This is a genomic window from Devosia indica, from assembly GCF_003056405.1.
In the GTDB taxonomy this organism is placed as follows: Bacteria; Pseudomonadota; Alphaproteobacteria; order Rhizobiales; family Devosiaceae; genus Devosia; species Devosia indica.
In genome coordinates this window covers 1-20106 of the sequence record NZ_PYVZ01000023.1, presented here as the reverse complement: position 1 = coordinate 20106, position 20106 = coordinate 1, and the positions used below count along the sequence as shown (strand labels likewise).

The window sequence follows — 20106 nt, the reverse complement described above, 5'->3', positions numbered from 1 at the left end:
TGGGCAGAATGATGGACCAGACAACGCGGCTGGGCCATCGCGAAGCAACGCCTTTGGCCCGCGCGTATCGGATCATTTCGTACAATAGCGGCAAGATCGTCCGTTCGAGCAAAGTTGGAAAGAGAGGCCTCGTCTGTTCCAATTTATGCAACTATCGTTGGATCAATTGCGCTTTTGGCAGGCAACGCCGTCTGCCATGTTGCTTCCCATAAGGGAGGAAAACATGACCAAAGCTTATCCATTTCGCGCCATCGCGCTTGCGGCCCTGATGAGTGTTGCGCCGATGAGCACGGCCCTCGCCGGCAAGGCGGACAACACCTTGAATGTCAGCTTCAGCGAAGAAATTCTCGAACTCGACTACAACTACACGACCAAGCGGGAATACATCATCATTTCTGACCTGATCGACGACACGCTGTTCAGCGTCGATCCTGAGACCAATGAGTATCTGCCGGCCCTGGCTTCGGGCTACGAATATATCGACGACCGCACGATCGAAGTGACTCTGCGCGACGATATCACCTTCCACAATGGCCAGAAGCTGACCGCCGCGGACGTCGCTTACACCTATAACTGGATGATCGACCCGGAAAGCGAATCCAATGCCGGCGCCACCCATGAGAGCTGGCTGGAAAGCGTGGAAGCTGTCGATGAACTGACCGTGCGTTTCCACCTGCTCAATGATTACCCGCTGGCCATTCGCGATCTTGCTAGCCGCGTGCGCATCCGCCCCGAAAACACCTATCACGTAAACGGAGAAGTGGTCCGCAATGCTGCCGCGCTGGAGCCCGTTGGCCTTGGCCCCTACAAGGTGGCTTCCTTCGAGCCCGGCCAGGAGCTGATCCTGGAGCGCTATGAGGGCTATTATGCCGACAGCCCCAAGGGCGATCCTGCCATTGAAAGGATTGTCATCCGCACCATCCCCGATATCGGCACGCAGCAGGCCGAGCTGATGAGTGGTGGCGTCGACTGGATGTATAATGTGCCGCTGGACGTGGCCCAGAGCATGGGGGCGACTCCGGTCGCCGAACATCTCTCCGGCCCCGACCTGCGCGTGGCTTTCATCGTCCTCGATGCTGCTGGCTACACAGATCCCGAAGGCCCGTTGACCAATCAGCTGGTCCGCCAGGGCATGAATCACGCGATCAACAAGGCCGATATCGCCCAATACCTCGTCGGCGGTTCGGCAGAGGCGATCCATACGCCCTGTCACCCGGCCCAATTTGGCTGCGTCACCGACATCGCCAACTACGAATACAATCCGGAGCGCGCAAAGGAGCTGTTCGCCGAAGCGGGCTACCCCGACGGCTTCCCGCTCGACCTCTGGGCCTATCGTGAACGCCCCATGGCCGAGGCAATTGCGGCTGATCTCGAACTGGCCGGTGTCGATGTCAACCTGCGCTACGTACAGCTTGAATCGCTCAATCAGGCGCGCGCCAACCGCGATATTCCGGCCTATATCGGCACCTGGGGTTCCGGTGGCACCGCCGACACGGCGGCCATTGCCTCGATCCACTTCAACGAGACCACCGACCGCAACCTGTCGGGCGACGCCGAACTTTCGCGCCTCGTACAGGCGGCCGAGGAAACCAGCGATCAGGACGAGCGCCTCGCCATCTATACCGAGGCCGTCAACCTGATTGCGGATCAGGCCTATTGGGTGCCGATCACCAGCTACTCGGTCAACTATCTGGTGAGCCCTGATCTCGACTTCCCGCTCAGCGCCGATGGCCTGCCCCGGCTTTATCAGGCAAGCTGGAAGTAACCGGCCCAGGGCCCAGGGACCGGCGCGGGCTTAGCCGCGCCGGTCGAAGATCGGATTACAGCCATGTTCAGATACATTCTCCAGCGCGGGGCTTTGGCTTTGGCCGTCGCCTTGGTGGTGTCCTTTGCCACCTTCATGCTGCTCAATTTCGCCAGTGACCCGGCCTCCGCCATCGCTGGTGAAGACGCAACCCAGGAAGTGGTCGAGCGTATTCGCCAGGCCTATGGCTTTGATCGGCCGGTTCTGGTCCGCTATTTCGAGTGGCTCGGCGGGGTCGCCCAGGGCAATTTTGGCGAAAGCTATTATTGGAATAAGGCTGTGGGGCAGCTCGTGCTGGAACGGGCACCGGTCACGATCACATTGGCCCTGTCGGCACTTTTCGTCACCATCGTCATCGCCATTCCACTCGGCGCGATGGCTGCGCTCAATCCCAATAGCTGGGCTGATCGCTTCGCATTGACCTTCGCCGTCTCAGCGCAGGCCATGCCCAATTTCTGGCTCGGCCTGCTGCTGATCATCCTGTTTGGCGTCATGGTGCCCATCCTGCCCATTTCGGGCGACAGCACCTGGCAGCATTTCGTGCTGCCCGCCTTTGTGCTCGGCTCAAGCTCGGTGCCTGCGGTCATGCGCCTGACCCGTACCGGCCTGATCGAGGTGATGGAATCCGACTATATCCGAACGGCCCGTTCCAAGGGCTATCGCGGCCTCTCGCTCCTCACCCGCCATGCCATGCGCAATGCCTTGCTGCCCGTGGTGAGCGTCCTCGCAGTCCAGCTCGGGCAGAAATTCGGTGGCTCGGTAATCACCGAATCCGTATTTGCCATCAACGGCCTGGGGCGGCTTGCACTGCAGTCGATCCTCGGGTCGGACATCCCCACCGTGCAGATGCTGATTTTCATTTTCGCCATCACCTTCGTTCTGATGAACCTGCTGGCGGACCTTCTCAATGCTGCCCTGGACCCAAGGATCCGCATCGGATGAGTGTCGAGACAGACCCCCAACTGCTTCCCGAGGACGTGCTCGCCCCCTCCCCGCGCAGCCAGCTCCTGCACCGCGCCCTGTCCCACAAGGGCCTGCTCATCGGCGGCTTCATTGTCGGTACGCTGATCCTTGTGGCGCTGTTTGCGCCCCTGTTGGCACCGCACGACCCATATGCACAATCCCTTGCCAAACGGCTCCTGCCGCCAGCCTGGGAAGCAGGCGGCACCTGGGATCACATTCTGGGAACCGATCAGGTCGGCCGCGACTATCTCAGCCGATTGATCTACGGCACACAGGTTTCGCTCATCATCGGCTTCGGCGCCGCCTCTGTTGGCCTGGTGATAGGCGTCACTCTGGGCGTTTGCGCCGGTTATTTCGGCGGCTGGATCGATACGGTGGTTTCATTTGTACTCACCGCACAGCTTGCCCTGCCCGGCCTGCTGCTCGCCATGGCTCTGGTCTTCATCATCGGCCCGTCGGTCTGGGTGGTTATCGGCATCATCGGCGTCCTGCACTGGACCTATTATCTGGTTGTGACGCGTTCGGCGACGCAGCGTCTCAAATCGCAGGACTTCGTGGCCGCCGCCAATGCCATGGGCGCCAGCCGCTGGCAGGTGCTGCGCAGCGAAATCCTGCCCAATGTATCAAGCCAGATCATCGTCATCTTCACCTTCGAGCTGGGCATCGCCATCCTGGCAGAATCCTCGCTCTCCTTCCTCGGCGTTGGCATTCAGCCTCCGATCCCCTCCTGGGGCCTGATGATCGCAGAGGGCAAGCAGGCGCTGTTCTTCCGCCCCAGCCTCGTCCTGTTTCCCGGCCTGATGCTGTTCTTGCTGGTCATTGGCGCCAATCTGCTCGGTGACGGGCTGCGCGACGTCACCTCACCGCAGGGGAGGAACTGACCATGCTCGACAATCGCACAATTCTCTCCGTACGCGACCTCGAGGTCGTTCTGCCGACGCCTGCGGGGCCACTTAGAGCAGTGCGCAGCACCAGCCTCGACCTCAAGGCCGGCGAAGCCATTGGAATTGTGGGGGAATCCGGGTCTGGCAAGTCGATGACCGCCCTGGCGCTGATGCGGCTATTGCCACGCAATGCCCAGGTCAAGGCCGAAGCCATCACCCTTTGCGGCGACCGGCTGGGCACCATGAGTGATCGGCAATTTGCCAATGAGGTTGCCGGGCAGAAGGTCTCCATGATCTTCCAGGAGCCCATGACGTCACTCAATCCGGTCTATTCCATTGGCCGGCAGATGACCGAGGCGGCAACGCGCATTGGCCGGCTCAGCCAGGCCGCCGCCCACGATAGGGCCATAGAACTACTCGCCAAGGTCGGCATTCCCGATCCCGCCGGGCGCCTGCAACAATTCCCGCACCAGCTTTCGGGCGGACAACGCCAGCGCGTGATGATCGCCATGGCGCTGATGAACGAGCCGGACCTGATTATCGCAGATGAGCCAACGACCGCGCTTGATGTGACCGTGCAGGCTCAGATCATGGACCTGCTTGCCGATCTCCGCCGCGAATTCGGCATGGCGATGATCCTGATCACCCATGACCTGGCCGTGGTCGCCTCCACGGTCGACAAGGTAGCGGTGATGTATGGCGGGGAGATCGTCGAACAGGGCAGCTGCGACGAGGTCCTGCACCACCCGCTCCATCCCTATACGCGCGGGCTTCTCGCCAGTGCGCCCAAAATCTCGGACGTACCGCGGCGGCTCGGAGCGATACCCGGCATTGTGCCCTCGCTGATCGGCGACGTGACCTATTGCGTCTTCGCTTCCCGGTGCCCCCAGGCACGGGCCGAATGCCGGTCACAGCGCCCACCTTTGCGCGAGCTTGGTGCGCGCAACTATGCCTGCGTGCTGACCCCCGAAGAGGTCGCTGCCCTACCTCCTGCGCAGCCGGAAATCGAGATGCCCCCGCTCAAGGCGGCGCCTGATGCCGTGCTCATGCAGGGGCGCGGCATCGAAAAAGTCTTTGACATCAAGCGCTCGATCTTTGCCCGCACGCGACAATTGCATGCGCTGGAGGATGTCTCGATCGACATTCGCCGCGGTGAGACCTTTGCGCTGGTCGGCGAAAGCGGGTCAGGCAAGACGACACTTGCCAAGATCCTGCTTGGCCTCAACCCGGCGACCAATGGCCAAGTCCTGCTCGAGGGCGAACCCATCGCCGCCATGGACCGGCTCAAGCGCGCCAGGCTGATGCAGCCGATCTTCCAGGACCCCTACTCTTCCCTCAATCCGCGCCACACCATCGCCCGCCTGATCGGCCGGCCGCTCGAAATCCACGGTATTGGCGATGCGCAGAGTCGCGAGGCCGCTGTCGTCGAGGTGATGGAACGGGTGGGCCTGCCCAGCCGGGTCATGCACAACTATCCCAACCAGATGTCGGGCGGGCAACGCCAGCGCGTGGCCATCGCCCGCGCCCTCGTGATGAAGCCGGCCCTGTTGGTCTGCGATGAACCGACATCGGCGCTCGATGTCTCGGTTCAGGCGCAGATCCTCAACCTGCTTTCGGATCTGCAGCGCGATCTGGGGCTGACCTATCTGCTCATCACCCACGATATCGGCGTGGTGCATCAGGTCGCCTCACGCATCGCGGTGATGTATCTGGGCCAGATCGTTGAAATGGGTGATGCCACCGATGTGCTCGCGGCCCCCCGGCATCCCTATACGCAATTGCTGCTCTCATCGGTTCCCGAACTCGATGGCATCAGCAAGCCGCGGCGGCCCGGCTCGGCCATCGTCTCCAATCCGCTCGACCTGCCGCCAGGCTGCCGTTTCTCGGAACGCTGCGCCTATGTTGTCGATGCCTGTCGGGCTCAGATGCCCGAACTGCGTCCGGCTCATGCCGGTCCGCAATTGACCCGCTGTATTCGCGACGAGGTGGTCACCCATGACCTTTCATGATGCTGGCCTGACGCCGCAAACCCTGTTCTCCCGCACAAATCTTTGGCAGGCTTGGCTCGATGTCGAAGCGGCCATGGCCCAGGCCCAGGCCGAAATTGGCATGATCCCGCAATGGGCGGCAGACGAAATTGCCAGCAAGGCACGGCTCGAGCTCTTCGATCTGGAGGCGCTGGAGCGGTCGGTTGCCAAAACCATGGCGCCAATCGTTTCGCTCGTACGCGCTTTGACTGACGTTTGCGGAGACGCCGGACGCTATGTCCATTGGGGCGGCACCACGCAGAACATCATGTCTACCGGCCTCATTCTGCTGGTACGGCGGGGCCATAGTCAGATGCTCGGTCACCTGGCCGGCGCCATCGACACATTGGGCATCTGGGCAGAAGAACACGCTGAAACTCTCATGGCCGGGCGGACCAATAACCGGCACGCTCTGCCGATCAGTTTTGGCTTCAAGGTGGCGGGCTGGATCGAAGAACTCTCGCGCCAGAACCAGCGCTTCGCGGAATGCGAAAAGCGCGTGTTCTCGCTCTATTTTGGAGGAGCCATCGGCGCCATGCATTCCTTTGACGGGCGCGGCACCGATTTGGCACGGGCGCTTGGCCGCCGGCTGGCGCTTGATACTGTCCTTGTGCCCTCGCGCGCCTCGATCGACAGCCAGGCCGAATATGTGGCCGCGCTGGGGCTGTTCGCTATGGCCGCCGGCCGCATCGGCAATGAGCTTTATAGACTCATGGCCAATGAGTTGGACGAAGTGGCTGAACTGCTGGCTGAAGGGGTGATCGGCAGCTCCACCATGCCGCACAAGATTAATCCCAAGCATGTTGTGCATCTGATTTCCACGGCCGCACAACTGCGCTCCCGGGTGGCGCCGGCTCTTGAGGCAGGCCTTCCCGGCCATGAGGGCGATGCACCAAGCAACCAGTTGATGTCGCGGACCCTCGAAAGCGCCTGCATGTTGGGCTGGGAGCTGGCGCAAAGACTGGAGTCCACCCTGGCCCGGATCGAGATCCGCCCCCAATCCATGTCGGACAATCTGGCATTGAGCGCCAATGTCATTGCTTCAGAGAACCTGATGATGGTGCTGGCGCCAAAGATTGGCCGCACGCGGGCGCATGACGTGGTGCACCACACTGTCGCCGACGCTACCGCCAGCAACCGCCCACTGGTCGATTTGCTGCTCGACCTTCCAGAGGTTGCAGATCAGATCAGCCGGGATGCGCTTGAGCGCGCGCTCGACCCGGCCAATTATCTGGGGGAAAGCGCGACCATCGCCAGACAGTCGGCCGCGCTTGCGGCAGAACTGTCTATGGAGCTACGGCGGCGCTCGGCCAGTTGAGTGCTGCCGCGCAGAACGGGGAGTGCGCCGCGTGAGCCAGTATCACAGCTTTGATCCCGCAAAGGGCCACGGCCTGCCGCATGATCCGATCAAGGCCATCATTGCGCCACGGCCCATCGGCTGGATCTCATCGGTCGGTGCTGCCGGGCACGTCAATCTGGCGCCCTACAGCTATTTCAACATCTTCAGCCACAAGCCGCCGATCCTGATTTTCGGCAGCGAGGGCCGCAAGGACTCTGTCTCCAATATCGAGGAGACGCGCGAATTCGTCTTCAACCTTGCGACACGCGATCTTGCCGAGCGGATGAACCAGTCGTCCGGCGCCTATCCACCCGAGGTCGATGAATTCGACAAGGCCGGGCTGACGCCAGTACCCAGCGCGGTGGTTGCCGCCCCGCGCGTGGCCGGTGCAGCCGCTTCCATGGAATGCAAGCTGCTCGAAATCCGCCAGTTGCTCGATATCGATGGCCAGCCGGTTTCAAGCCACCTGGTCATCGGCCAGGTCGTGCGTGTCCATATTCGTCAGGACCTGCTTGTCGATGGCATGTTCGATATCGTCCGGGCCGGCACCATTGCACGCTGCGGCTATCGCGGCGACTATGTTGCGGTGACCGAAACCTTCGAAATGCTGCGCCCCAGGCTGGATTAGGCCTGCTCCGCGCACGACCGGGGACATCGTCTTGAATCTGAGATCGCTGCGCATCTTCCGCCGCATCGTCACCCTGGGCTCGCTGGCTCAGGCATCCCGTGAGCTCAATATTTCGCCCTCGGCCGCCAGCCGGCTGATTTCCCTGCTCGAATCCGAGCTGAACCTGACCCTGTTCGCCCGTCACAAGCGCCGTCTTGAACTGACCGAGGAGGGAGACCGTTTTTATCGGGAGACCGAGCATATTCTGCGCGGACTGGACGAAATGGGCGCGGTTTCCCAGGACATCCGGCAACAGACCAACAATCGGTTGCGCCTGGTCACAGCGGCACCGCTGGCCATGGGGGTTATCGCGCCGACCCTGGCACTGATGCGCCAGCAGGGCATGGCCTTCGAGTGCGATATCAATGTCGAAACACGCTTCGGCATCGAGAGCAAGGTTGCTGCACGAGCCTATAATTTCGGCATCATCTCCGTACCCCTTGAAAATGCCATTGTTGAGCTGACGGTTGAACCCTTCCTGGAGGCGCGGATCGGCGTACTGATGCGGGCGGATCATCCGCTGGCTGACCGGAGTACGATCAGCCCCGAAGATATTGTCGACCAGCCGCTGGTTGCCCTGCGCAAGGGGCAACGTTGGCGGGCCCGAATGGACGAGGTGTTTTCCGGGGCGGGCCTGTCGCCACCCATTCCATACGAAACCACCTCAACGCCAGTAGTCACTCAGTTGGTGCGCGACGGGCTGGGACTGACCATCGTCGACCGGGTCTGTGGGCGCATCCTGGAGGGCGAACCGCTGGTGCTTCGGCCCCTGGCGCAAGAGCGCTGGGTCACCTACGCCACAATTCATCCACGCGGACCACGCCCCTCCCTTGAGCAGCACTTCGTTCGCAGCATGCAGGAGTTCGTCGATGCCGAACGACACCGAAGCCCTGACATCGCTGCCACCTTGCGCCTGATGTGAACCGAACAGCCCCTGTTCCAGCCGGGGTAACGCAATCGGCGAACGCCACCTCCGGCGCTCACTTATAGGCGTCCAGTGTCTCAACACCCTGCAAAATAAGCAGGCCGTCAGAACAGCCAAGTTAACCCGCCAGAATATTTCGTTGTTGTCTCTGCCGGACGCAACTTAACCTAGAAAAGTGCCAACCCCTTGACCGCGTTCAAAAGATAAAGTCCTTTGCAGGAATTGACTGTCGGGGGCGTCGGTGAAAAATGCTTAGATTGACCGAGCTTTCTCTGGCTTTGGTCCTTGCCCTGGTCTGCATTATCGGCGGCTCTCTCGTTGCCATCAGGGAATTGGCCGCAGTACCCCCCAAATTGAGCGCACAGAGCCTCGCCGCGCTGACTGAGGCCACCAACCCCACGGCAATCGCAGGTGTGTCCTATTCCGCGCACCAGGGCGGACTGACGCTCTGCCTCGAAGCCCTGCGCCATCCGAACGCGCTGAGCCTGCGGTTTCTCGATGAACAGCAGAAATTGCAATTGGATCAGAAATGCGCCGATCTGGCCGCGGCGCTGACCGCGGCGTCGCCCCTTGACGCACATGCGTGGCTGGTTGGGGCAATGGCCGCGGCGAAAACAGGATCATGGCAGCGCGTGGATGCTGATCTGAGCGCCTCTCAGGCAGCCGCCCCGACGCAGAATTGGCTGGCCACCATACGGCTCGAACTGGGCCTCTCGCATCTCGATCAGCTTGGTCCGACCGCAATCGAGGCCCTGGAGATGGATGTCGGCATGCTTGCCGGCACTGAGCCGGGCGCACGTCTATTGGCGGAACACTATGTGTCGCTGCCCCCTGCGCGCGATTTCATTGAATCCCGTCTGGAGACCGAGCCGCCCTTGATACAGCGACGGTTCGTCAGCACCGTTGCGCGGGCTGGACAATAACCCATGACCCAAAAGCGAACCGCTCCTTCTCTCACGGGCCCAGTATCCCGGCGCGGCGGCCCGGCCAGGCTGCACTTGTTCACCTCCATTGCACTGGTGCTCATGGTGGCAGCAGTTCCACTGCCCTTTGCCAGTGCCCGTCCGCTCTATTGGGCGATCTGGTCTGTCTATCTCGGTCTCGTCGCGCTGACATATGCCGTGGTCATGTTGGCCGGGAAACACCAATGGCGTGTTCCGCCCAATGTCATCTGGCCAGCAGCGCTGTTGTTCCTGGCAACCTACGCCTATCTGGCCATCCAGCTCGTCCCGCTTGGCAGCTTCCCGCTGCCCGTCCGGGATGGTGTTTCACTCGGCACCGCCCAGATATCGGTGTCACCGAACATGACACTGCTGACGCTGCTCAAGCAGCTCACCTATGGCTTGCTCTTTCTGCTGTTCATGCAGGTGTCGGCAAACAGTCGGCGACGCCAATTGATATCTTATGCTCTGCTCGCAATCGTCCTAGGCTATGCTCTTTATGGCATTGTTGGTCTGCAATCGGGCGACACGATATTGGGCATGCCCAAATGGGCCTATCTGGGCTCTGCCACCTCCACCTTTGTAAATCGCAACGCGTTCGCAACATTTCTTGGCATGGGCGCTATGATTGCGCTGGGTCGCGCTTGCGCCCTCGTGGTCCGGCAGTCCCAGCGCCACAAGAGCGATGGGCTGATCAAGCACCTCGTCAGCGAACTGATCCTGCATATCGTGGCCTACCTGTTCCTCCTCACGGTTCTGGTTGCCACCCAATCCCGCATGGGGCTCGTCGCCACAATTGCCGGCTCCATCGCGATTCTGGTTCTCACGCTGGCGACCACGCGCAAATTGCGCCAGCTCACCTGGTTAGTGCCGGCGATGATCGTGCCGATCGCCATCGCCCTCATTCTCTACGGAGACGGGCTGCTCAGCCGGATTGGCGATGATCAATTGTCCACCAGCAACCGGTTGCTCATCTACCAGCAGGCATTGGATCTGCTCCGCCTTCGTCCATTAACAGGTTTTGGCGGCGGCAGTTTCGAACAGGCCTTCCAGCTCGTTCACACCCTGCCACTCAGTCCTGAATACGTATGGGCTTACGCCCATAGCACCTACCTCACCCTGTGGACTGAGATGGGTCTCTTGGTTGGAACGCTGCCAATGCTGGGGATCGGGTATCTCGCCTGGAAAATTCTACGTTCTTTAGGGGGGACCCTGAAAGGATGGGCAACCAAGGCCACTTCTATTGGCGCAATTACTGTTTGCAGCACACACGCTCTGGTCGATTTCAGCCTGGAGATACCCGCTGTTACCGTTTTGTTTGTAGCTTTACTGGCATTAGGCATATCCGCAGCAACGACTTCTGACTGAAAGGCCGGGATGTCATGGTTTTGAGTAGACTGCTTGGGCTGATCGGGGGCGGCGATGGACAATCACCGCGCAACTGGCAGCATCTGGTCGAGCCGAACTGGCCGCCGGCTATCTATGCCATCGGCGACATTCATGGCTGCATCGACCAGCTCACCGATCTTGAAGCCAAAATATGTGCTGACGCCGCGTCATATGAGGGTGATTGCTGGATTGTCTATCTCGGCGACTTTCTGGATCGCGGCCCTGACTCAGCCGCCGTACTCGACCGCTTGATCGATCCACCTCCGGCCGGTATCCGGCGCATCTGCCTGGCCGGAAACCACGAGGCCATGGCCCTCGAATTCTTCAATGCACCGCGCGCCAATGCCCATTGGCTGCAATTTGGCGGTGACACGACGCTCGCTTCCTACGGTATCCAGCAATCCGCATGGTCCGGAGCATCTGCCCGCGCCCTCGGAGACATCGTCAGGAGCCACATTCCACGCGAACATCTCGATTTCCTGCGTGACCTGCACCTGACCTTGTCCGTACCGGGCAACGTCTTCGTGCATGCGGGGCTCAGGCCCGGCATTGCGCCTGACCAGCAGTCAGAGTCGGACCTGCTCTGGATCAGAAGCGACTTCTTTGACGCTCCTCCCACGCCCGGGCTCCGGGTCGTTCATGGTCATACTCCTGGCCCTGCCGTTGTTCAGGCCGAAGGACGCATTTGCGTCGATACCGGGGCTTTTGCCACTGGCATCCTCAGTGCCGTAAGACTGACACCGGATGGCGCCATAAATATCCTTCAGTCCTCAATTTCCCCGACGTCGGGACCACAAGGTTAGCATCCTCTTTGTAACCTCACTCTATTATCGCACCCACAACACGACCTCAGGCATCAGCCTGCAAGCGTGACCCCAGACTTGCGGAAGAAGGTTTTCTTCAATGGACCACAGTGAATTTGAACTTCGTAGCATCTTCGGACTTCTGCGAAGACAGTTCCGTTTGATCCTGACGACAATCGTCGCTGTGATGAGCCTGGCTGCAGTCGTCGCCTTCTCGCTGACCCCGGTTTACACCTCTTCGGCGCTGATCATGGTGGATCCGAGCAACAAGGATCTGCTCGACCCGCAGAACCAGATCAACAGCGCCAGTGCGGACAGTGCCAGAATTGACTCCGAAGTCGAACTGGCCCGGTCAGACAGCGTCTTGCTCAAGGTTATCCAGGAGAAAAATCTAATTGCCGATCCCGAGTTCGGGGTTTCGCTGGGGACTTGGGCCCGGATCCTGAGCTTCCTGCGCCTGGCGGAACCGACGCTGCCCTCGGGCGAAGATGCTGTCAATCAGACCCTGTCCAAGCTGCGCGGCGCGATCCATGTCCAGCGGCGCGCCCTGACCTATCTCATTTCCATCCAGGCAAGCGCGGAAAATCGTGCACTCGCGGCGGATTTGGCAAACGCTGTCGCCCAGACCTACATTGCTGACCAGGTCGACGCCAAGATCGAGGGCATTCTGGCCTCCCGCGACATCCTGCAGGCGCGAGCCGAGCAAGCCCGCCAGGCCATTGTGGCCTCGGAGAATAGCTTCGATGACTTCGTCGAAAGTAATATTGCAAGGATCAGCCAGGATAGTGGACGCACCGATCTGATCGCCCTGCAGCGCCAGATCGATGAACTGCGTTCGTCGCGCACGCAGAACAGCTCGCTGGTGAACTCTATGCAGATGGCCCTGCGTACACAGGACCTCGAAACAATTGTCAGCGACCTGCAGTCCGATGCGATTGCTGAACTGGACCAGCAACGCGCCGATCTGCTCGCCAATCTGGAAAGCACAGCGGATGGCACGCCAACCGCCATCAATCTCAGGGACGAACTCGCTGCCATCGAGCAGCGCATGCTGGAGGAAGCGCGGATTGCAACGACCAGCCTGGCCGACCAGATCCAGGAAAGCCAGGACACTGAGGATACGCTGCGCCAATCACTCAGATCCCTGGTGTTGGACCAGTCCTTGTCAGCCGATGTCCTGACTGAGCTCTATGAACTCCAGCGCGGCTCGGAAATCGCTCGGCGCCAATATGAAACACTGCTCTCGCGCATTCAGGACGTCGAAGCCCAGGCTGATCTGCAGATTGCCGATAGCCGTGTTGTCTCTCCAGCTCTCGCGCCGCAATATGCAGCCTTTCCGAACAAAACCCTGATCCTAGCTCTGGCCGGGTTCTGTGCAATTCTGCTCGGCCTCGCCCTCGCCTTCCTCTATGAGAACCTGATTGGTGGCTTTACTGGTGACGAGCAACTCGCCCAGGTTCTCAAGCTGCCAGTGGCGGCAACGGTGCCCCGGCAGCGCGCCAAGTCGGAAAAGGAGAGCCTCGCCAATACGGTGGTCACCGCTCCCCTGTCGGGATTCTCGGAATCTATCCGGCGCATCCGCGCCAATGTCGACCAGTCGGTCCGCCATGCCAGCCCCGACAAGCCCCCGGCAACAAAGGTGATCATGGTCACCTCCACCGCGCCCAATGAAGGCAAGACCACTCTCTCGCTGTCGCTTGCCCGCTCCTATGCCCTGACCGGTCAGCGGACCCTGATCATCGATTGCGACCTGAGAAAGCCGAGCCTGCACCGCCATCTTAACATCGAGTCCTCCACCGGCCTGTTGGACTATCTCAGTTCAGATGGCGACGGCGTTGCACTGCAATCGATCATTTCCAGCGATCCGCTGACCTCAGTCACCACCATTCTTGGCGCGCGCCGCAGCAATCTCCCGACCGACCAATTGCTCAGCGCCGTTTCATTCGCCAGATTGATAAGAGCAGCGCGCAACAGCTTCGAAGTCATCGTGCTCGATACCCCACCGGTCGGCCCGGTCATTGACGGGCACTACGTGGCCCCCCATGCGGACGCCATTGTCTTCGTGACCCGCTGGGCAACGACCTCGCAGTCCGATGTGCGCAAGGCCGTGACCGGATTGATGGCAGCGCGCCAGCCCGATACTCAGGTGCTGGCCGTCCTCAATCAACAGGACGAAACGCGCTCCGCCTACTACAGGCGCTACGGCAGCTACTACTCCTACACCTCCGACTAGGTCGAAGCCTTCCGGAAAGGTCAGGACATGCGTGTATTGCATTTCGCCGAGAGCTATCATGGCGGCATCGCCAGCTACCTCAATGAGCTGCTCCCCCGCCAGGGGACGGCCTATGACAGCATATCTGTGCTGGTGCCGGAACAGCAGGACACGCTGATCAGGCCGCATGATCGGCTGAAAATTCACACCTACCCGCCCTCACGTCGTCGCCTGAGTTCCCTGTTGGGGGTCCGTAGCCACCTGCAACGGCACCTCCAGTCCAATCGCTATGACATCGTGCACCTGCATAGCTCGTTCGCTGGCGCCATAGGCCGCTCGATCCGCTCGAGGGGCGCAGCCATAGTCTATTGCCCGCATGGCTGGGCCCAGGGAATGCGAACCTCCGCCCCCGCGCGGGCCGCCTATGGCATGGTCGAAAACGTGCTGTCACGACGAACCGATGCGATCATCAACATTTCGCATAGCGAAGAACGTCACGCTCGCGCGGCCCGGGTCGCATTGGACAAATGCCACCTGGTGCACAATGGCATCAGCGACGCACCGTTCACCCCGCTTCCGGCGGGCACCAAACTCAAGCGGCTGCTGTTTGTCGGGCGCTACGACCGCCAAAAAGGCGCAGACTTGCTGGTCGGCATCGCTCCGTCTCTGCGCGAGCGCGGCATTACCCTAACGATGATCGGAGGAGCGGTGATCGGCAAACCCGCGGTCGCCACCATCCCGGAAGATGTCGATCATCGCGGCTGGCAACCACCCGACGCCGTCGCAGCGGCCATGAACGAAGCCGACGCCATCATCATGCCGTCCCGCTGGGAGGGATTCAGCCTGGTTGCCCTGGAGGCGATGCGCGCCGCCCGCCCCGTCATTGCGGCCAGCGTGAGCAGCCTCCCCGAAGCCATAATTGATGGTGACACCGGCATATTGGTGCCCCCCGAAAGCCCAGCCGCCTTGCTGAACGGCGTTGACCGACTGGCCGGCATGGACCTGCGCGAAATGGGCCTGAACGGCCGCAGACGCTACGAAGAGCTGTACACCGCAGACCTGATGTTCTCCCGAACAGATCAGGTCTATCGCAAATTGATGGACACCCGCTCATGACCACTCCGGTTCTCGCCCTTGTCCCCGCCTATGCACCAGACACGGCAGCACTGCAGGCCACCATTGCGTCTTTGGAGGCCCAGGACAGCCCGGTCGATATTTGCGTGATCGACGATGGCAGTCCCACGCCCGTAAGCGAGATCCTGCCCCCAAGGCCCGGGCTGACAATATTGCGCCTGACCCCCAATGGCGGCATTACCGCCGCCCTGCGCGCCGGTGTCGATCATGCCCTGGCCAATGGCTACGAATATGTCTGCCGGCTTGATGTTGGCGACAATGCCTATCCCAGCCGGGTATCCAGACAGCTCCGGCACATGCACCGGCACCCGCAGACCGATCTGCTTGGAGCGCATTCCAGGGTCATCGATCCTGCCGGAAAGCTGCTGTTCATCCATGGCACCTCGGGTGGCCCCGAAAGCGTGCGGAACTATCTATGCAAGAACGCCGCGTTCAAGCACTCGACCTTCTTTGTCCGGTTGGACTCATTGCGCCGGTTCGGCAATTACAGCGCCGACTGGCCCGTTGCACAGGACTATGAGCTCGCCCTGCGTATCGTGCGCTTGGGTGGTGTGGTCGATTGCCTGGACGACGTCCTGATCGACTATGTCGATGATCCTGCAGGTCTTTCCACCCGAAAGCGCAATGCCCAGTTGCGCATGCGCCTCAAGGCCATGCTGGCCCACCCTGCTCCGCTGAAGCCACGATGGTATGCCGGTGTGCTGCGCACTTTGGCAACCATGATAACCCCCCACAGCCTGGCCAAGCGTATTTCGCTGGCCAGCTGGGGAGCACAGCAAGCCGGTCGGACGAGCTGATGGAGACACTTCGGCGCTGGGCCCTCTACCTGTTGATCCTGTCCATTCCGTTCAATGGGATTCCTGCGCCCCTGCAGATTGGTGAATTGTCGCGCGATGGTTTCTTCTATGCCTCGCTACCCTACCTCGCCTTGCAGGTGCTCGCCTGGCTGCAGCGCCCTCGCCTCGATATCTTCGGCCCGCTGCTGCGCAGCCAGGGCGTCTATATCATCCTGATCGTCTTGTCCCTGCTCATCAACCTGCCCTCGATCCTCGCCAATAGTTACGGGACGCGCACCGGCATGGAACGCTATGCCCTCAGCGTCATGGTGTTCGCCTATTATTTCCTGCTCGCCGTCGCCCTTTATGCCCATGCCCGAAATTCAGGGGTCGATCGCTTCCTCGCCTGGCTCACGCGCGCCTTTACCGCCCTCGCCACCGGCCTTGCGGCCCTTGGCGTGGTGGAAGTCATTTCGTGGTCTGTAACGACCATCCGGCCCGCCTGGGAAACCATGCGCCGCATCGTCGCCGCCGATGCGACATCCGTGATTGGACGGCTCGATGGCGTCTCTCTTGAGCCGTCCTTCAATGCCTTCGCCTTGCTCGCCTGCATCCCCTGGCTGGCGCTGGACAATGGGGGAAACAGGGCAAGACGCATGCGCCATCTGCTGCTTGTTCTGCTGGTGCTGCTCTGCCTGCTCTCGGGCGCCCGTACCGCCTATGTGGGACTGGCCGCCATGGCCGCAGGCTATCTGCTTTGGCGTGGCATGCTGCGGTCCGCCCTTCCCAAGGGCTGGGATGGAGGGCTCATGGTGGTCTCGGCCTTTGCCCTGGGCATCATTGTTCCAATCTATGCTTTCAACCAGATTGGTCCGGGCGAAAGCATTTCCAACATTACGCGAAGCTTTTTGATGATGGGCGCCATCGACGCGGGCTGGAGCCAGCTCTGGGGCCAGGGTTTCGGACAGGTTGGCTTTTATATGGTGCAGAACACATCATCGGCCGTTCAATACAGCTGGGAGCTTGTCGACTTCTTCGCAGGCAGCCGACACGGCGAATTACCGCCGATCTTTTCCTGGTATGCGCGGACCATTGGGGAGTTTGGGGTACTCGGCTTCATTGCGCTGGGGATCAGCTTCAGCCTGAGCCTGGCAGCGCTGTTCGGTCGTGCTCGCCGATCAACTGATCCGCTCACGCAAAGGCTTTTTCTCGTTGCTGCACTAATGGCCTCGCAATTTCTCGCAATTGCCTTCTCGATCGAAACGATCCGAATTGCTCAATACTGGATTGGCTGGGTTCTGATTGCCCTGACTGTGCAGCAAGCACGGACCCCGGGAAAGTCGCTTGCCAATGAATGACATTCACGACAGCACGGGCGGGACACGATCCCTCATTGGAAACTTGCTGGGCGGGGCCGCGATCGCAGGCGGACTGCGCGTCGCAGGTGCCGGACTGACCTTCCTTTTCTTCCTGTTGCTGGCGCGCAATACAAGCCCGGAGGCCTTCGGCGCTTTTTCGACCGTCTATTCGATAGCCACCATACTAGGCTACGTCGCAAATGCGGGGCAGCATGTGGCGATACTCAAGGCCTCTCCCGCCACCCACGCAAGCCATGGTGTCGGGGCAGAACGCGATGTGGTGTCTCGCGGACTGGCTGTTGTTCTCCTATGTAGCAGCTTGTTGCTGGGGACAATCATTCTGGTGAGCAGCCAGACCAGCTGGCTTCCCGAAATCAACACTGTCTCAGGCCAGAACACATGGGTGTTGTCGGCGCAGCTCATGGTGGCCCTGGCTATCGCCGAATACTGCGCTAGCGTTCTGCGTGCACGTGGCCGGATCGTTTTCGCGCTGGCACCCCGAGATATCGCCTGGCGGGTAATCGCCATGATCCTTATTGCCTATTTCGCCAGCAATAGCTGGCCAATCGACGCGACCATTGCGACCGCCTTGACGACACTCGCACTCGCACTGGCCATCGCTCCGCAACTACTTACCCTGCTTGTCGGCTTTGTGCGTTCCATCAGATCCGGTGGACTTTTCGACACGTTTTCCGGGGCCTACTTAAGAGAGGTGGGCCAGTTCTGGGTCAGCACGAGCATCAAGCCCATTGTCGACTATGCCGCGACCATCGTGGTGGCCTTCGCCCTTGGCCCCGCCGCGGCCGCAGCCTACTTTGCCGCCGATCGTCTGGCAAAGCTCCTGGCAATGGCTTTGATCAGCACCGAACAGATTTCCGCCCCCCTTCTGGCGAGGAGCTACCATGGCGGTGACCTGGGTCGCGCTCAGACGATTGCGTCAGCAACCAGCGCCATGGCCACCCTGGTGACGTTTGCCGGCCTGGTGGTCTACGGCCTCCTCGGCACCCAATTGCTTGGGCTCTTCGGTCAGGAATACACCAGCGCCTATCCGGTTCTGCTCGTACTTGCCGCCGCGCAATTGGCCAATACCTATGCCGGGTCGAATGTCGTGACCCTGCTTATGACGGGGGGCCAAAATCAACTCACTGCTATCTGGGCCATTTGGGGCACTATAGGAGTGTCCGCCAGCTACTTCGCCGCAACAAGCTTTGGCGTGCTGGGCGCCGCGGTTTCGACGCTAGTGGCAACCATCTGCTGGAACATCCATGCCAGCCGAAGATGCCTGACATCTAGTGGCATTCGTTCCGCGGCCCACACTTTCAAACTTCGGGACTTTCGCAACTCACTTAGAAGCACAAGCAATGAAGATCCGTAGCGACCTCGAAGCCAATTCCGGAAAGTCCGGAGCATTGAATGCGCTTCTATATTTCCTAGTGAACCCTGGGTACATGAGCGCAAAGCTCTATCGGTTTTATTCTTGGGCCGACAAGAGGTCGTTTGTTCTTAAAGCAGCATCAAAGCTAACCTGGCGATTCAGTATCTTAGTATCCAGTTGCCACATAAGCCCCAAGAGCCGCCTAGGTGATGGGCTTGAATTGCCCCATCCAACAGGAATTGTGATTGGCGATGGCGTCGAAATTGGTCCGAACGCTCGCATCTTCCAGAACGTCACAATTGGCCAGTCCGGCAATACAGGCCAATACCCGAAGATTGGATGCAACGTCACGATTTACGCGGGAGTGACAATATTTGGTGGGATAGAGATTGGAGACAACTGCACCATTGGCGCCAACTCAGTTGTAAATAAGAGCGTCCTTGCGAACTCGACAGTTGCCGGAAATCCGGCGCGGCCCCTAAGTGCAATGGTCAGCCCTCCGCCTCTGACAGGATCCTCTTAATGAGGTTTGAACCTTCCATCGGAATGCTAGTCCATCCCCCTCCCAGAACACCCAAAAGTTGCACTTGCGATCCCTCGGCACGATAAATCGTCACATCATGAGACCCTTCTGCCAAAGGCAGGTCCAGTACATCCGCCTCACGAGTTGAAGAGACCCCGCTAGTCAAAATGGGGGAGGTAGAAAACGAGGCTTCTTCTAGCTGCGGGCAGAATAGCCGGAGTATCAAATCTAGTGATTTTCCTTCCAAGTACGTGAATTCAAGGCTGCACCTGAGAAATTCGGTACCACCTGTAAGTAGTGTTTTGGTCTCAACCACTCTGATAGGGATTTGAGACACCTGCTCCCGCACATCAGCCCCGTAGTGGAGGTATGTGCCTGCGCCCGAACCATTGAACTCCTGAATATTCAGCCGCAAATTGGACAGATTGCCAAGTGAACCCGCAATCAGTCGCACGAAGACCGAGCTGGTCCATTCTTGGCCGGCGGCGGCCGCGGCGCTTGTCGTTTGTTCGAAGTGAATGGCAGCGCCACTGCTGGTTGCAGCCTCGCCATGCAGGCGGATATCGACATAGGGCAGGCCGAGCTCGGTGCCCGTTCCCACCACGGAAAGAACAGGTCCGCCTCCGGCGAACCGGGCCCAATGCGTGGGAAACGTGCCCGGACTGCCCGCGACGGCACCCTGCCCTGACGCATTGCGCAAGACATTGGTGGCCGCCGGTTCGATCAGCAGCCCGCGATTGGTGAGCGCGGCAACGTCATTGGCAAAGCTCCACCAATGTCCAGAAGCATCCTGCGCCAGCTTGGTCGAACTGCGCGCGACCGAGAAAGCCGACGCGGCGGGCACATAGGTGCCATTGATGTAAGCCTCCGTTGGTGGCCGTCTTGGCTTGAGCGGTCAGTCTGATAGCTGACTGTCGCTATGGATATCCTTACAGACAGAAGCCGTGTTGAGCGGCTTGAGATTGTGGACACGGGGCGGCGGCGCC

At 60.3% G+C, this 20106-nt stretch carries 17 protein-coding genes; 16 read left to right on the top strand and 1 reads right to left on the bottom strand.

Annotation, left to right across the window (positions count from 1 at the left end; genetic code table 11):
• Positions 1 to 223: 223 nt before the first annotated feature.
• The 16 genes from DDE76_RS17960 (at position 224) to DDE76_RS20165 (ending at position 19120) form a co-directional block, all read left to right on the top strand.
• The gene (locus tag DDE76_RS17960; RefSeq protein ID WP_104894086.1) at positions 224 to 1765 is read left to right on the top strand and encodes an ABC transporter substrate-binding protein; all 1542 of its coding nucleotides are present in this window, start codon (positions 224 to 226) and stop codon (positions 1763 to 1765) included.
• Between the two features lie 63 nt (positions 1766 to 1828).
• A complete protein-coding gene (locus DDE76_RS17955; protein WP_104894085.1) occupies positions 1829 to 2746 on the top strand; it encodes an ABC transporter permease in 918 nt (305 codons plus the stop codon).
• A complete protein-coding gene (locus tag DDE76_RS17950; protein WP_104894084.1) occupies positions 2743 to 3648 on the top strand; it encodes an ABC transporter permease in 906 nt (301 codons plus the stop codon). Before DDE76_RS17955 ends, DDE76_RS17950 begins: the two co-directional genes overlap by 4 nt.
• 2 nt (positions 3649 to 3650) lie before the next feature.
• Complete coding sequence (locus DDE76_RS17945; RefSeq protein ID WP_104894083.1) at positions 3651 to 5660, top strand: ABC transporter ATP-binding protein; 2010 nt, start codon at positions 3651 to 3653, stop codon at positions 5658 to 5660.
• Positions 5647 to 6996 carry a lyase family protein gene (locus tag DDE76_RS17940; protein WP_104894082.1) on the top strand — a complete coding sequence of 450 codons (1350 nt, stop codon included), beginning with the start codon at positions 5647 to 5649 and terminating at the stop codon, positions 6994 to 6996. The genes DDE76_RS17945 and DDE76_RS17940 overlap by 14 nt, the downstream gene beginning before the upstream one ends.
• A gap of 31 nt (positions 6997 to 7027) precedes the next feature.
• Positions 7028 to 7645 carry a flavin reductase family protein gene (locus DDE76_RS17935; RefSeq protein WP_104895004.1) on the top strand — a complete coding sequence of 206 codons (618 nt, stop codon included), beginning with the start codon at positions 7028 to 7030 and terminating at the stop codon, positions 7643 to 7645.
• Positions 7646 to 7676: 31 nt separating this feature from the next.
• Positions 7677 to 8606 carry a LysR family transcriptional regulator gene (locus DDE76_RS17930; RefSeq protein WP_104894081.1) on the top strand — a complete coding sequence of 310 codons (930 nt, stop codon included), beginning with the start codon at positions 7677 to 7679 and terminating at the stop codon, positions 8604 to 8606.
• Positions 8607 to 8866: 260 nt separating this feature from the next.
• On the top strand, positions 8867 to 9532 hold the full coding sequence (locus DDE76_RS17925) for a hypothetical protein (protein WP_104894080.1): 666 nt from the start codon (positions 8867 to 8869) through the stop codon (positions 9530 to 9532).
• 3 nt (positions 9533 to 9535) lie between these two features.
• A complete protein-coding gene (locus tag DDE76_RS17920) occupies positions 9536 to 10918 on the top strand; it encodes an O-antigen ligase family protein (RefSeq protein WP_104894079.1) in 1383 nt (460 codons plus the stop codon).
• Between the two features lie 20 nt (positions 10919 to 10938).
• Positions 10939 to 11742: a metallophosphoesterase family protein gene (locus DDE76_RS17915; RefSeq protein WP_157955899.1), complete on the top strand. Its 804-nt coding sequence runs from the start codon at positions 10939 to 10941 to the stop codon at positions 11740 to 11742.
• Between the two features lie 100 nt (positions 11743 to 11842).
• Entirely contained in the window at positions 11843 to 13975 is a 2133-nt protein-coding gene (locus DDE76_RS17910; RefSeq protein WP_104894077.1) for a GumC family protein, read from the top strand.
• Positions 13976 to 14002: 27 nt separating this feature from the next.
• Positions 14003 to 15070 carry a glycosyltransferase family 4 protein gene (locus tag DDE76_RS17905; protein WP_104894076.1) on the top strand — a complete coding sequence of 356 codons (1068 nt, stop codon included), beginning with the start codon at positions 14003 to 14005 and terminating at the stop codon, positions 15068 to 15070.
• Positions 15067 to 15885, top strand: coding sequence for a glycosyltransferase (locus tag DDE76_RS17900; RefSeq protein ID WP_104894075.1), 819 nt, complete (start codon positions 15067 to 15069; stop codon positions 15883 to 15885). Before DDE76_RS17905 ends, DDE76_RS17900 begins: the two co-directional genes overlap by 4 nt.
• Positions 15885 to 17222, top strand: a complete 1338-nt coding sequence (locus tag DDE76_RS17895; RefSeq protein ID WP_104894074.1) for a hypothetical protein — start codon at positions 15885 to 15887, stop codon at positions 17220 to 17222. Before DDE76_RS17900 ends, DDE76_RS17895 begins: the two co-directional genes overlap by 1 nt.
• Entirely contained in the window at positions 17215 to 18597 is a 1383-nt protein-coding gene (locus DDE76_RS17890) for a lipopolysaccharide biosynthesis protein (RefSeq protein WP_104894073.1), read from the top strand. Before DDE76_RS17895 ends, DDE76_RS17890 begins: the two co-directional genes overlap by 8 nt.
• Positions 18584 to 19120, top strand: coding sequence for a serine O-acetyltransferase (locus tag DDE76_RS20165; protein ID WP_104894072.1), 537 nt, complete (start codon positions 18584 to 18586; stop codon positions 19118 to 19120). The genes DDE76_RS17890 and DDE76_RS20165 overlap by 14 nt, the downstream gene beginning before the upstream one ends.
• On the opposite strand, the gene DDE76_RS17880 is transcribed toward DDE76_RS20165, so the two are convergent.
• Complete coding sequence (locus tag DDE76_RS17880) at positions 19089 to 19964, bottom strand: phage head spike fiber domain-containing protein (protein ID WP_104894071.1); 876 nt, start codon at positions 19962 to 19964, stop codon at positions 19089 to 19091. The two genes, DDE76_RS20165 and DDE76_RS17880, sit on opposite strands and share 32 nt — an antisense overlap.
• Between the last annotated feature and the right edge of the window lie 142 nt (positions 19965 to 20106).